The 12,838-nt window shown below is 70.9% G+C and carries 11 protein-coding genes and 1 pseudogene; 8 read left to right on the forward strand and 4 right to left on the reverse strand.

All coding sequences use genetic code 11. The features are described from left to right. Positions 1 to 19 precede the first annotated feature (19 nt). The gene (locus ABH920_RS26315; protein WP_370351797.1) at positions 20 to 361 is read right to left on the reverse strand and encodes a hypothetical protein; all 342 of its coding nucleotides are present in this window, start codon (positions 359 to 361) and stop codon (positions 20 to 22) included. Here ABH920_RS26315 and ABH920_RS26320 point away from each other — a divergent pair. The 7 genes and pseudogenes from ABH920_RS26320 to ABH920_RS26350 form a co-directional block, all read left to right on the forward strand. Beyond that, positions 249 to 896 (forward strand): annotated as a pseudogene (locus tag ABH920_RS26320) (sensor domain-containing protein); the annotation flags it as partial. The gene ABH920_RS26315 and the pseudogene ABH920_RS26320 overlap by 113 nt on opposite strands. A 70-nt stretch (positions 897 to 966) precedes the next feature. After that, complete coding sequence (locus tag ABH920_RS26325; protein ID WP_370351798.1) at positions 967 to 1,428, forward strand: sensor histidine kinase; 462 nt, start codon at positions 967 to 969, stop codon at positions 1,426 to 1,428. A gap of 15 nt (positions 1,429 to 1,443) precedes the next feature. Then, a complete protein-coding gene (locus ABH920_RS26330; RefSeq protein WP_370351799.1) occupies positions 1,444 to 2,085 on the forward strand; it encodes a response regulator in 642 nt (213 codons plus the stop codon). A gap of 28 nt (positions 2,086 to 2,113) precedes the next feature. Next, positions 2,114 to 2,845 carry a GNAT family N-acetyltransferase gene (locus ABH920_RS26335; RefSeq protein ID WP_370351800.1) on the forward strand — a complete coding sequence of 244 codons (732 nt, stop codon included), beginning with the start codon at positions 2,114 to 2,116 and terminating at the stop codon, positions 2,843 to 2,845. A 200-nt stretch (positions 2,846 to 3,045) separates the two neighbouring features. Further along, positions 3,046 to 4,383, forward strand: coding sequence for a crotonyl-CoA carboxylase/reductase (ccrA, locus tag ABH920_RS26340; RefSeq protein ID WP_370351973.1), 1,338 nt, complete (start codon positions 3,046 to 3,048; stop codon positions 4,381 to 4,383). 294 nt (positions 4,384 to 4,677) lie between these two features. Further along, positions 4,678 to 8,283 carry a hypothetical protein gene (locus ABH920_RS26345; RefSeq protein ID WP_370351801.1) on the forward strand — a complete coding sequence of 1,202 codons (3,606 nt, stop codon included), beginning with the start codon at positions 4,678 to 4,680 and terminating at the stop codon, positions 8,281 to 8,283. A gap of 274 nt (positions 8,284 to 8,557) precedes the next feature. Then, complete coding sequence (locus ABH920_RS26350) at positions 8,558 to 9,511, forward strand: cellulose-binding protein (RefSeq protein ID WP_370351802.1); 954 nt, start codon at positions 8,558 to 8,560, stop codon at positions 9,509 to 9,511. A gap of 170 nt (positions 9,512 to 9,681) precedes the next feature. Here the strand turns inward: ABH920_RS26350 and ABH920_RS26355 are convergent, their stop codons facing one another. Then, positions 9,682 to 10,572 (reverse strand): hypothetical protein, encoded by an 891-nt coding sequence (locus tag ABH920_RS26355; protein WP_370351803.1) that lies wholly within the window; start codon positions 10,570 to 10,572, stop codon positions 9,682 to 9,684. Positions 10,573 to 10,620: 48 nt separating this feature from the next. Beyond that, on the reverse strand, positions 10,621 to 11,118 hold the full coding sequence (locus ABH920_RS26360) for a SigE family RNA polymerase sigma factor (protein ID WP_370351804.1): 498 nt from the start codon (positions 11,116 to 11,118) through the stop codon (positions 10,621 to 10,623). A 184-nt stretch (positions 11,119 to 11,302) separates the two neighbouring features. On the opposite strand from ABH920_RS26360, the gene ABH920_RS26365 reads away from it, so the two are divergent. After that, positions 11,303 to 12,544, forward strand: a complete 1,242-nt coding sequence (locus tag ABH920_RS26365; protein ID WP_370351805.1) for an AI-2E family transporter — start codon at positions 11,303 to 11,305, stop codon at positions 12,542 to 12,544. Here the strand turns inward: ABH920_RS26365 and ABH920_RS26370 are convergent. Then, the gene (locus ABH920_RS26370) at positions 12,495 to 12,815 is read right to left on the reverse strand and encodes a DUF2087 domain-containing protein (protein WP_370351806.1); all 321 of its coding nucleotides are present in this window, start codon (positions 12,813 to 12,815) and stop codon (positions 12,495 to 12,497) included. The two genes, ABH920_RS26365 and ABH920_RS26370, sit on opposite strands and share 50 nt — an antisense overlap. Positions 12,816 to 12,838 lie beyond the last annotated feature (23 nt).

The raw sequence follows: 12,838 nt of genomic DNA on the forward strand, positions 1-12,838 counted from the left end.
CGGAGAAGGTGTTTCGGACTCATCCCATGCTGGTCACGGCGGGCCGCCGGATCAGTAGTGCGACCTGGCGGTTCGGGGGTGGGGCCAGCACCACCCCCGGGGTGAGGCAGACCTGATGGACCCGGCTCGACCTGCGCGAATACCGTGAACGCGTGCCGACGACGCGAGAGAACCTGCGAATCCGCTGGGGCCAGGCCGGGTGGGACGCCCTGTTCCTGGTGAGCGGGCTGCCGCTGTGGGCCGGGTCGATGGTGGTGCTGCTGGTCTGGAGCCAGCCGGTGTTCCTGCTCGTGAAGGCGGCCGACCCCGGCATCCTGCGCTTCGGGCTCTCCGTGGTGGTGGTCCTGGCCGGGGTGCTCACGGCGGCGCCCTTCCTGACGCGCTGGGAACGCAACCGTTTCCGCACGTTCCGGAACGTGGAGATCCACCGGGTCGAGACGCCGCGGCTGTTCCGGGGCGAGTTCCGTCAGGCCCTGCGCTCGGAGGCGCTGTGGCGCCAGACGCTCTACCACCTGATAGCCGGCCCGCTGATCGGGCTGGCCGTGGTGGGCCTGGCCTTCATGGACCTGCTGGCGATCGTGGTGGCGGTCAAGCTCCCCGCGCACGCGCTGGTCCTGATCGACCCCCGGCACGGCGTCAGCAGCAAGTTCTGGGGTCAGTGTGCTTACATCCTGCTGGCCGGCACCGCCACCTACTTCGGACCGCGCCTGATCCGCCTGCTCGCCAACGCCGACCTCGCCGCCGCCCGGCGCCTGCTCGGCCCGAGCGAGACCATCGTGCTGGCGAACCGGGTGCAGACGCTGTCCGACAGCCGCGCCGCCGCGGTCGAGGCGGCCGACGCCGAGCGCCGCCGCATCGAGCGCGATCTGCACGACGGCGCGCAGCAGCGTCTGATGTCGCTGGCCGTGCACCTGGGCATCGCCCGCAAGACGCTCAAAGAACGGGGCGACGTGCCCCCCCGACGCGATGAGTGTCATCATCGACGCGCACGGGCAGGTCAAGGACGCGATGGCGGAGATCCGGAACCTGGTGCGCGGCCTGCATCCGGCGGTCCTGGACGACCGCGGCCTGGACGCCGCGCTGTCCGGCGTCGCGGCGCGCTCGGCCGTCCCGGTGCGGCTGACCGTCGGCGCCACCGGTCCGCTCAGCGCGTCGGTGGAGACGGTCGCCTACTTCGTGGTCTCCGAGGCGCTGGCGAACGTGGTCAAGCACTCCCGCGCGAAGCAGGCCGCGGTCGACGTCTCCCGGCAGCAGGACCACCTCCTGATCCGGGTCAGCGACGACGGTGTCGGCGGCGCGGACGCGCAGGGCGGCACCGGCCTGACCGGGCTGGCGCAACGGGTCGCTTCGGTGGACGGCCGGCTGCGGCTAACATCACCGAGCGGCGGTCCGACCGTCCTGACCGCCGAGCTGCCCTGCGGGGTGTGAATTCCAGGGGGAACCATGCGCGTGGTGATCGCGGACGACTCCGTCCTCATCCGCGCCGGGGTGGTCCGGGTCCTGGAGCTCTCCGGCCACGAGGTGGTCGCCGAGACCGGCGACGGGATCACGCTGCTGGCCGCCGTGGAGGAGCACCGGCCGGACGCGGTGGTGGCCGACGTCCGCATGCCCCCGACGTTCAAGGACGAGGGCATCGTCGCGGCGGTGCAGATCCGCGAACGGTTCCCGGCCACGGCCGTCCTGGTCCTGTCCCAGTTCGTCGAGGAGCGCTACGCGACCGACCTGCTGGCCCGCGACACGACGCGGGTCGGCTATCTGCTCAAGGACCGGGTCGCCGACATCGACTCCTTCATCGAGGCCCTGGAGCGCGTCGCGGCCGGCGGCACTGCGCTGGACCCGGAAGTCGTGGCGCAGCTGCTGGTTCGCCGCCCCACAGACCCCCTGGACCGTCTCACTCCGCGCGAGCGAGACGTACTGGCGCTGATGGCCGAGGGCCGCGCGAACGCCGCTATAGCGGAGGTGCTGGCGGTCAGCGAGAGCGCCGTGGGCAAGCACATCAACAACATCTTCATGAAGCTGGACCTCCAGCCCGACGACCTGGGGCACCGTCGCGTGCTGGCCGTATTGCGATACCTGGCTGCGTGACGCAACACGTCCGCATTAGCCTCCGCGCATGGATCTTCAAGCCATCGCCGCAACAGGATGGGGTTTCTCTGAGCGCGCCTCTATAGGCGACTGGGAAGTACGTGCCGCGGGCGGACACACCTCGCGCGCCAACACTGCGATCCCTCTAGGGGATTCCGGAATGCCGCTCCCCCGGACTCTGGACGCGGTCCGGGAATGGTTCGCAGAGCGCGCTCTGCCCGGCCTTGTCCAGACCATCGACGGCAGTCCGCTGGATGACGACATCGCGGCTCTCGGCTTCACCGAGACCCTTCGCCCCGCGCTTCGCCAGACCGCGCCATTGGCCCCTGCGTTGGAAACGCTTAGCGGTTCCGCGGACTTCCAACGCACAGCGAAGGTCACCCCAGAACTCCCCGAGGACTACTTCACGGTCTACCGTCGCGGCCTCGGCATCCCCGAGTTCAAGGACATCCTGACCTCCGGTGCCGCGCTGACCGCCTTCGCCGTGGTCCGCGACGACAATGGAGAGCCCCTCTCTGTCGGCCGCGTCGCCATTGACACCGGAAGCGGCTATGCGGGGATCGCCGCGCTCGCGACGGCGGAAGCCGCACGGCGGCGCGGACTGGCGCGCATCGTATTGCGGGACCTTCTGGCCTTCGCTGCCGAGAACGGTGCGGAGAACACCTACTTGGAAGTCGAGGAGGGGAACGCTCCCGCGCTTGCGCTCTATGCGTCCCTCGGTTACACGACCGCGCACCGTTATCACTGCCGTCGCCTGTGACGTCAAGATGTTGCAGGGTGATAGGTACCCGGCGGAATCTGTGACAAGGCCCACCTAGCCAGGGTGCGGGCGGAGCGCCATAGTTACCAGTGAGTAGCTCCCGCCCTCACCCCCAGGGCCGACTGCCGTACTGCCCTCACAGACGGCAAGCACCGGCCCGCGACGCCGCCGACCCCTGGAGGCCGACGATGCAGCATGAGATTGCAGAGATTCTCGCCGCGATCCAAACCGGGAACACCCCGGCCGAGGACTTCGCGCACCTGAAGCTTCCCGACACCTACCGCGCGGTCACCGTCCACGCCGACGAGGCCGAGATGTTCGCGGGGATGGAGAGCCGGGACAAGGACCCGCGGCGGTCGCTCCACGTGGAGGACGTGGCGACGCCGGAGCTGGGTCCGGGCGAGGCCATCGTCGCGGTGATGGCCAGCGCCATCAACTACAACTCGGTGTGGACCTCGATCTTCGAGCCGGTCTCCACCTTCAGTTTCCTCAAGCGCTACGGCAAGGTGTCCGAACTCACCCGCCGGCACGACCTGCCCTACCACGTGATCGGCTCGGACCTGGCCGGCGTCGTGCTGCGCACCGGGCCCGGCGTCAACAAGTGGAAGCCGGGCGACGAGGTGGTCGCGCACTGCCTGAGCGTCGAGCTGGAGGACGCCGAGGGCCACGACGACACCATGCTCGACCCGCAGCAGCGGATCTGGGGCTTCGAGACCAACTTCGGCGGCCTGGCGCACCTGGCGCTGGTCAAGGCCAACCAGCTGATGCCCAAGCCGGACCACCTGACCTGGGAGGAGGCCGCCTCCCCGGGGCTGGTCAACTCCACCGCCTACCGCCAGCTGGTCTCCAAGAACGGCGCGGCGATGAAGCAGGGCGACGTGGTGCTGATCTGGGGCGCCTCCGGCGGCCTGGGCAGCTACGCGACGCAGATGGCGCTGAACGGCGGCGCGATCCCGGTGTGCGTGGTCTCCTCGCCGGACAAGGCGGAGATCTGCCGGGCGATGGGGGCCGACCTCATCATCGACCGCAAGGCCGAGGGCTACCGGTTCTGGAAGAGCGAGACCGACCAGGACCCCAAGGAGTGGCAGCGGTTCGGCGCGAAGATCAGGGAACTGACCGGCGGCGAGGACCCGGACATCGTCTTCGAGCACCCGGGCCGGGAGACCTTCGGCGCCAGCGTCTACGTCGCCAAGCGCGGCGGCAAGATCGTCACCTGCGCGTCCACCTCCGGCTTCAACCACAGCTACGACAACCGCTACCTGTGGATGAACCTCAAGAGCATCATCGGCTCGCACTTCGCCAACTACCGCGAGGCCTGGGAGGCGAACCGCCTCATCGACAAGGGGATGATCCACCCCACGCTGTCGAAGACCTACGCGCTGGAGGAGACCGGCCAGGCCGCGTACGACGTCCACCAGAACCTGCACCAGGGCAAGGTCGGCGTGCTCTGTCTGGCACCCGAGGAAGGGCTCGGCGTGCGTGACGCGGCCAAGCGCGAGCGGCTACTGCCCGCGATCAACCGGTTCCGCAACGTCTGATCCGCGCCCCGGCCCACCCCTGGCGCGAGACGGCGTGTCCCGACATCCGAGCGGAGGCGGCATTGCCCGCCTTCGCTCGGTTTTTCGAATTTCGCCGCCACCGACCGTGAGGAACCCGCGACACAGGGCAACCCCACCGCTGCGGCCTGCGGGCCTTCCACAAGGCACTGATTCTCTGGGCGATGTCCGACTTGAGATGGCCTGCGAGTTCGGCCTGGTAACATCCGAAGCCTCTATTCATTCCCCGGCCCGACTAGGTGTCATCCGGCCGGAAATCTGACACGATTCACTGTCATGGGACCAGGGCGGCTCGACGAACGCAGCACCGATCGCTACGGCGATCGTGCCGGCGATCGCGGATCCCACGCGCGCCGCGGCGCGAACTCCGCGCAATCCGGCGGTTACCCGCCGCGATCACGCGCGCCCTACGGCGAGTCGTACGAGTCCTACGAGGACGAACCCGGCGGCTACGACAAGCACGACGTCGAGGCCACGTTCTCGGAGATGGAGAAGGAGCTCGACAAGCTCCGCACGGCCCGCGACGAGGCCGTCACCGACACCGAGGACCTGCGCTACCAGATCGAGGTCCTGCGCTCCAAGCTGCACGAGCAGCGCCGCCTGGCCGCCCAGCCGCGCTTCGACAACATCTCCGGGCAGGTGGAGCAGATGCTCCGCAACGCCCAGATCCAGGCCGACCAGGTCCGCGCGGCCGCCGAGCGCGAGCTGCGCGAGTCCCGCGCGAAGACCGCACGCCTGCTGGAGGAGGCCGCGCACCGCTCCGCGGAGCTGGAAGCCGAGTGGCACACCGAGGTCGGCAACCGGCGGCAGTCGCTGGACCGCGAGCTGACCGAGAAGCGGCAGCAGGCCGAGGCTCAGGTCAACGAGATGGCCGCGTGGGCCGAGAAGGTCCGCTCGGACACCGAGGCGCACCGCGGCCGGATCATCGAGGCGGCCCGCGGCGAGGTCGAGGCCGGCCGCGACCGGATAGCGATGGAGACCGCGCAGGCCATCGAGCACGTCCGCATGGAGACCGAGAACATGCGGACCGCGGCGCGCGCCGAGGCCGAGAAGACCCGCGAGGGGGCCCAGGCCGAGGCCGAGCGGGTGCTGAACGCGGCCGGCAGCCAGGCCGCGCAGGCCCAGGAGCACGCCCAGCAGATCCGGGCCACCGCCAAGTCCGAGGCCGACGCGTCGGTGAACGCCGCGCGCGCCGAGGCCTCGCGGATGCTGATGGAGGCCGGCGGGCAGGCCGAGCGGATGCGCGCGGAGTCCAACGCCGAGGCGCTGCGGGTGCGCGGCGAGGCTGAGGCGGCGGCGCAGCACCTGCGGGCCGAGTCCGAGGCGGCCGCGCAGCAGGCCCGCCAGGAGGCGGCGAACGACGCCGCGCGGATGCGCGCCGAGGCCCGCTCGGAGGCCGACCAGGTCACCGGGAACGCCGGGCGGATCCTGGCCGAGGCCGAGGAGCAGGCGGCGACGCGGCTGGACCAGGTCGCCAGGACCGTCGAGGAACTGATCGCCAAGGGCCAGAGCGACGCCGACGCCACGCGCGTGGCCGCCGAGGAGGACGTGGCCCCGCTGCGCGGCCAGATCGAGGCGCTGCACGCGCAGGCCAGCGAGCTGCACTCGGCGGCGCAGCAGGCGCACGAGGACGCGCACACGGCCGCCGAGCAGCTGCGCGTGGACACCGAGGCCGGTGTCGAGGCCATGCAGAACGCGGCCCGCGAGGAGATGCAGCGGCTGCGCGAGAAGACCCAGGCGCGCATCGACGAGCTGCAGGCCCGGACCGAGGCCGAGACGGCCAAGGCGCGCGACGGCGCGGACCGGTACTCGCAGAACACCCGCGGCGAGGCGGACACCTACGCGACCACCACCCGGACCGAGGCGGACCGCTACGCCGACAACACCCGCAACGCGGTCAACGCCGAGACCGACAAGCTGCGCTCGGACAGCGAGGACTACTCGCGGACCACGCGGCAGGACGCTGATACCTACGCCGCGCAGATCCGGGCGACGACCGACGCCGAGGCGGGCAAGGTCCGCGCGGACGCCGACGGCTACGCGCAGCAGATGCAGCAGGCCGCCGACCAGTACTCGCTGCAGACCCGGAACGACGCCGACGCGTACTCCGAGGGCATGCGGGGCGAGGCCGACGCGTACGCGGCCAAGACGAAGGCGGACTCCGAGCTCGCCTCGGAGAAGCTCCAGGCCGACACCGACAACTACGCGACCGGGGTCCGGGCCGAGGCGGACGGCTACGCGGCCAAGACCAAGGCCGACGCCGAGCACGCGGCCGACCGGCTGCGGGTCGAGACCGAGAACTACTCGGTCGGCGTGCGGGCCGAGGCGGACGCCTACGCGTCGAAGACGAAGGCGGACTCCGAGCAGGTCGCCGAGAACCTGCGGATCGAGACCGAGAACTACTCCGTGGGCGTGCGGTCCGAGGCCGACGCCTACGCCGCGAAGACGAAGGCGGACTCCGAGCAGGCCGCGGAGAACCTGCGCGTCGAGACCGAGAACTACTCGGCCGGAGTGCGCGGCGAGGCCGACGCCTACGCCGCGAAGACGAAGGCCGACGCGGAGCAGGTCGCGGAGAACCTGCGGATCGAGACCGAGAACTACTCGGCCGGAGTGCGTGGCGAAGCCGACGCCTACGCGGCGCAGACCAAGGCCGACTCCGACCGGGCGGCCGACGAGGTGCGGTCCGAGGCCGAGAAGTACTCGCACACCACGCGTGCGACGGCCGACGTGTACTCGGCGAAGACGAAGGCCGACGCGGAGCGGGCCGGCGAGGTCGTCCGCGTCGCCGCCGACGACTACGCCAACGCGCTGCGGGCCGAGACCGAGGCGTACGCGGCCAAGACCAAGGCCGACTCCGACCGGGCCGCGGAGGTCACGCGTGCCGAGGCCGACTCCTACGCCGCGCAGACCCGGCAGGCCGCCGAGGCCGCCGGGAACGAGGCCATGGAGGCCGCGCAGGCCGAGGCGCGCAAGATCGGCGAGGAGGGCACGCGCTACGCCGCGGCCGTGCGCGCCGAGGTCGCCGGGATAGTGGAAGAGGCGCAGGCCGCCGCGGACCGGCAGATCGCCGACGCCGAGCGGATCCACGGCGAGGCCGAGGCGGCCGCCGCGGTGCTCGGGGTGGAGGCCGCCGAGGAGGCGGTGCAGGTCCGGGCCGAGGCACGCCGGGACGCCGCCGCGATGCGCGCCGAGGCCGAGGCCGCGCTGACCGAGGCCCGCACCAAGTCGGACACCATGGTGAAGGCCGCGAAGTCGGAGTCCGAGCGCATCCACCACGAGTCGGCGGCGAGCGCCGAGGCGGCGCGGGCCGACGCCGACAAGATCCGCAGCGACGCGCGCGAGGAGGCCGGCCGCAAGCTGGAGGCCTCCGGCCGGGACGCGGACAAGCTGGTCTCGATGGCGCGCTCGGAGGCCGTCAAGGTGCGCGCCGACAGCGAGAACGAGGTGGACCGGATGCTGGCGGCCGCCCGCGAAGAGGCCGCGCGCGTCACCACGACCGCCGAGAACGACGCCGAGCGCGTCACCTCGGGGGCCAAGGCGGACGTCGAGCGCATAAGGCGGACCGCCGACGGCGTGCTGGAAGCCGCCGACAAGAAGGCGCTGGAGACCCGGGAACAGGCGAACTCCGAGGCCGAGACCGCGCTCGCGACGGCCCGGAAGCAGGCCGCTGAGACCGTCGCCGAGGCGCGGGAGCTGGCCGAGCAGCTGGTGGCCAAGGCCAAGGACGAGACCGAGCAGTTGCGGGCGGACGCCAAGCGCGAGGTCGAGGAGATCGAAGTGCGCAAGCAGGAGATCAAGGCCGAGATGTCGCGGGTGCACGGCGTGCTGGACGCGCTGGCGACATCGGTCTCCGTTCCCGTCGGGCCGCCGTCGGAGGACTGAGACACATCGTGTGCGTTCCGACGCCGCCGCTGCATCATGACTCGCCGCAGGTTCTCGCCCACGGCCCGTGAACCATGATCAGTGAAGACACTCGATAGGGCGGGGTTCGGCGGGTCCGTTTGTTCGATTACGCGCCACTCGGTCGAAGCGAAGCGCGTTTCGTGCCAGGATTCCCCTACACCACCTCCTTCGGTACATACACCTTCACCGCCACTTGTAGATTGTTCACTCACCCCCGGCCCGACGCGGGCCAGTGAATCGCGACAGGGATCTCATGAGCGACATGCATTCGCCGCACGGCTTCGAGCAAGTGCGCCGCGGGTACGACCCGGTCCAGGTCAACGACCGAATCACCAAGCTGATCGCCGAGCGGGACGCGGCGCATTCGCGTTCTTCCTCCATGGAGAAGCGCATCGAGGAACTCCACCTGGAGAACCAGACGGTGCAGGCGCAGCTCGCCGACAGCGAGCCCAGCTACGCCGGTCTCGGCGCGCGCGTGGAGAAGATCCTGCGCCTGGCCGAGGAAGAGGCGAAGGACCTGCGCGAGGAGGCCCGCCGCGCCGCCGACGCGCACCGCGAGCTGGCCGACCAGGCCGCGATGAAGGTCCGCACCGACGCCGAGCAGTACGCCAAGGACCGCAAGGCCAAGGCGGACGAGGAGGCCGTGCGGATCGTCGAGAAGGCCAAGGACGACGCCAACCAGGTCCGCGCCACCGCCGCCAAGGACGCGGCGACCAAGCGCGAGGAGGCCGAGGCGCTCTTCGAGGAGACCCGTGCCAAGGCCGCGGCGGCCGCCACCGACTTCGAGACCAAGCTGGCCAAGCGCCGCGAGCAGTCCGAGCGCGACCTGGCGGCCCGCCAGGCCAAGGCCGAGAAGCGCCTCGCCGAGATCGAGAACCGCGCCGAGCAGCTCCGCCTGGAGGCGGAGAAGATGCGCACCGACGCCGAGCGCCGCGCGCGCTCCACGATCGAGACCGCGCAGCGCCAGGCCGACGACATCATCGCCGACGCCCGCAGCAAGACCGACCGCATCCGCAGCGAGGCCGAGCGCGAGCTGGCGGCGCTGACCCACCGCCGCGACAGCATCAACGCGCAGCTGCACAACGTGCGCGAGATGCTGGCCACCCTCACCGGTGGCGCGGTGAACGTCAACGCGCTGGCCGCCCTCGGCGAGGCCGAGGACGAGCTGGAGGCCGCCGACGAGGCGTCCATCCCGGCGCAGCGCTAGCGCTGAGGCACGACCGGCAGCCCCGCCGAGCGATCGGCGGGGCTGGTTCGCGGTCGGGGCCTGCCTGCCGGTCGTCGCGAGCGCGCCCCCGGACCCTCTGGGTGGGTCCGGGGGCGCTTTGTCGTGCCGGTGTCAGGTCAGCACTTGGTCAGTGCCCAGTCAGTGCCCGGTCAGTGCTGCGTGGGGTTCGGCTCCGAGTTGTCGTAGGTGCCGACCTTCACGCCCTGCGCGTTGTACTCGTCGATGACGACGTGGAATCCCTGGCCGTCCTTCGGGATCGGGAGGAAGTAGAACGCCTGCGTGTCGAAGGCCGGGGCGGGGATCGTGTTCTCGGTGACCGGGGCCAGGCCGTCCACGTGCGCGACGACCTTCGTCACGTCCGAGGAGACCAGGCCCATCTGCAGGGTGCCCTTGCCGCCCTGGTAGTCGTACTGAAGGGCGTCCTGGTACGACCACAGGTACTGGTCGGGGTTCTTGACCGGCAGGCAGTAGACGACGGCCGGGTCGGTGTTGACCTGCCCGCCGTGGCCGTTCACCGTGATGCGCAGACCCAGGCACTGCTGCCCCGCGGTCAGGGCGTTGTTGCCGGCCGTGGTCACCGCCGTGACCTTCCACGGCACGCCCTCGACGGTGCCGGAGGCGAGGAGCGTCGGGTGGGTCGGCAGGGAGCTGGCCGGGTTCGTCTTGGCCGGAGGGGCGCTTTCGGCGGCCTTGTTCTGTGCCTCCGCCTTCGTCTGTGCGTCCGCCTTCGTCTGTGCCTCCGCCTTCGTTTGTGCGTCGGTGTGCGGCGCGGCGACGCCGGGGTGGGCCCCGTTGACGCCCGAGCCCGCGGCCGCGCTCGTCACGGCCGCCTTGTCGGGCCCCGCGGCGATCGCCGTGGCGGCCAGCGGCACCGCCGCGACGATCACCAGCGCCCCGCCGGCGACGGCGCCGCGGCGCCCCACGACGCGGCGGCGTCCGGCGCTGACGATGGCGTCGGTCGGCGCCGAGGTGCGGCCGCGGTCGGCGACCGCGGGGGTGAGCAGCTCGCGCAGGGCGGAGCCGTCGAATTCTTCGTGCATGGTGTCCCGTCTTCCGTGTCGGTGTTCGGTGGGTGTGGTCGGTGTGAGTCAGCGCGACGCCAGCACCGAGGCGTGGTTCCGCAGCTTCGCCAGCGCCTTCGAGGCCTGGCTCTTCACGGTGCCGACCGAACAGCCGAGGATCTGCGCCGTCTGCGCTTCGCTGTAGTCCTCCCAGTACCGCAGCACCACGACTTCCCGCTGCCGCTTGGGGAGCGACGCCAGCGCGGCCAGCAACCCGGCCCGCTGGTCGACCCGCGAGGTCGCGTCGCCGCCCCCGCGCTCGGGCGGCGCGGCCGTCAGATCCTCCACAACCCGCCGCCTCCGGAAGCGGTTCTTGTTCTGGTTGATCAGGATCCTCATGGTGTACGCGTCCATGTTCTCCGCGCCGCGCACCCGCGACCACGAAGCGAACACCCGCACCAAAGCCGTCTGCGCCAGGTCCTCGGCGTGCCCGGCGTCCCCCGTGAGCAGCACCGCGGCCTGCACCAGCCAGGTCCAGCGACCGGCCACGTACTCGCGGAACTCTGCTTCGTCCTCGACCCTCATCGGCACCTCCTTCCGACCATGCAGACCCGGGACCCGTCCGGAAGAGTTGCCCGGCGCCGGAGAAAATCGCGCCGCGGCCGCGCAATCCCAACACCGCCCCAACCCCCGCCGAACATCAGCCCCCAGCACGCCGCCCCCGCTCCGCCGTCGGCCCCCCGGCGCGCGGCTCCTCTAAACTCGCTCCATGACCGCCGCCGATGAGGGTCCCGCCGAGTCCGCCAGCAGTGCGCCAGGCACGCCGGGCGCACAGGGCGCACAGGGCTCGTCAGGGGCGCAGGGCGCGTCGGGGACACAGGGGACACAAGGCGCATCGTCGTTCAGGCCCGCGTTGACGCGGACCCCGCCCTTCGCGATCGGCCTGGTCGGCGGGTTCGGCGTGCTGGGTGCCTACTACCTGGGCAAGACCCTGACCAACGTGATCGACATCATCGTCATGATCACCATGGCCCTGGTCCTGGCCGCCGGCCTCAACCCGTTCGTGGAGATGCTCACGTCCCGGGGCTTCCACCGGCGCTGGGCCGTGACGATGGTCGCCCTCGCCGCGCTGGCCCTGTTCGCCGGCTTCATCGTCGTCATCGCCAAGCCGCTGGCGGACCAGACCTCGTCGCTGGTGCACAACGGCGTCCCCGACGGGCTGAAGAAGCTCCAGGAGAACTCGACGATCCAGCGGCTGGACAAGAAGTACCACATCATCACGAAGCTACAGAACTGGTTCACCACCGCCGACACCACCAAGACCCTGGCCGGCGGCGCCTTCGGCTTCGGCAAAGCGGTGCTCACCAGCGTCTTCAAGGCTTTCACGATCCTGATGCTGACGCTGTACTTCCTCGGCTCACTGCCGGCCATGACCTCCGGCGGCCTCAAGCTCGTCCCGCGCTCCCGCCGGGAGCGCGCCGCGGACCTCACCGACCGGGTGCTGAACCGGGTCGGCGGCTACGTCTCCGGCGCCCTGGTGGTCTCCACCTGCGCCACCCTGGCCAGCTGGCTCGCCATGTCCGTGATGGGCGTGCGCTTCGCGCTGCCGCTGGCCCTGCTGGTCGGCCTCACCGACCTGATCCCGATCATCGGGGCCACCTTCGGCGCGTTCCTGGCCTGCGCCGTCATCCTGCTGCTGGACTCCCCGTTCAAGGCGCTCGCGGCCCTGATCTTCTTCGTCCTCTACCAGCAGCTCGAGAACTACCTGATCTACCCGCGCGTGATGTCCCGCACCGTCGACCTGCCGCCGGCGGTCGCGGTGATAGCGGCCCTGGCCGGCTACACCATCCTGGGCGTCTCCGGCGCGCTGCTGTTCATCCCGCTGACCGCCGGGCTGTTGGTGATCGTGCGGCAGGTCGTGCTGCCGGCGCAGGACCGGGATCCGGACGGCGCGACGCCGGCTACGCAGGGACCGGAAGCCGATACTCCCGTCCAGCCTGATCCCGTATGAGGTGCCGGCTCTCGACCAGGTACCGGCGCAGCGCGACGTAGTCGTCGAAGACCGGCATCAGCGCCGCGTTGACCTCCTGCTCGTTGTAAGCACGCCCCGGCTCGAAGGCCCGGGAGGCGATGTGCTTGAGCAGCCGGTCGCGGAGGTCCTGGCTGCGGCCGCGCAACGACGGCATCTGCACCACGCGACCGTGGCTGTAGCACTGGATGATCTGCAGGTCGGCGCTTCCCGACCCCCGATCGGCGGGCTGGCGTTGGCGTGATTCGTCCATGCCTCGATCTTCGCCACGAGGCC

This window comes from Catenulispora sp. EB89 (assembly GCF_041261445.1).
GTDB lineage: Bacteria > Actinomycetota > Actinomycetes > Streptomycetales > Catenulisporaceae > Catenulispora.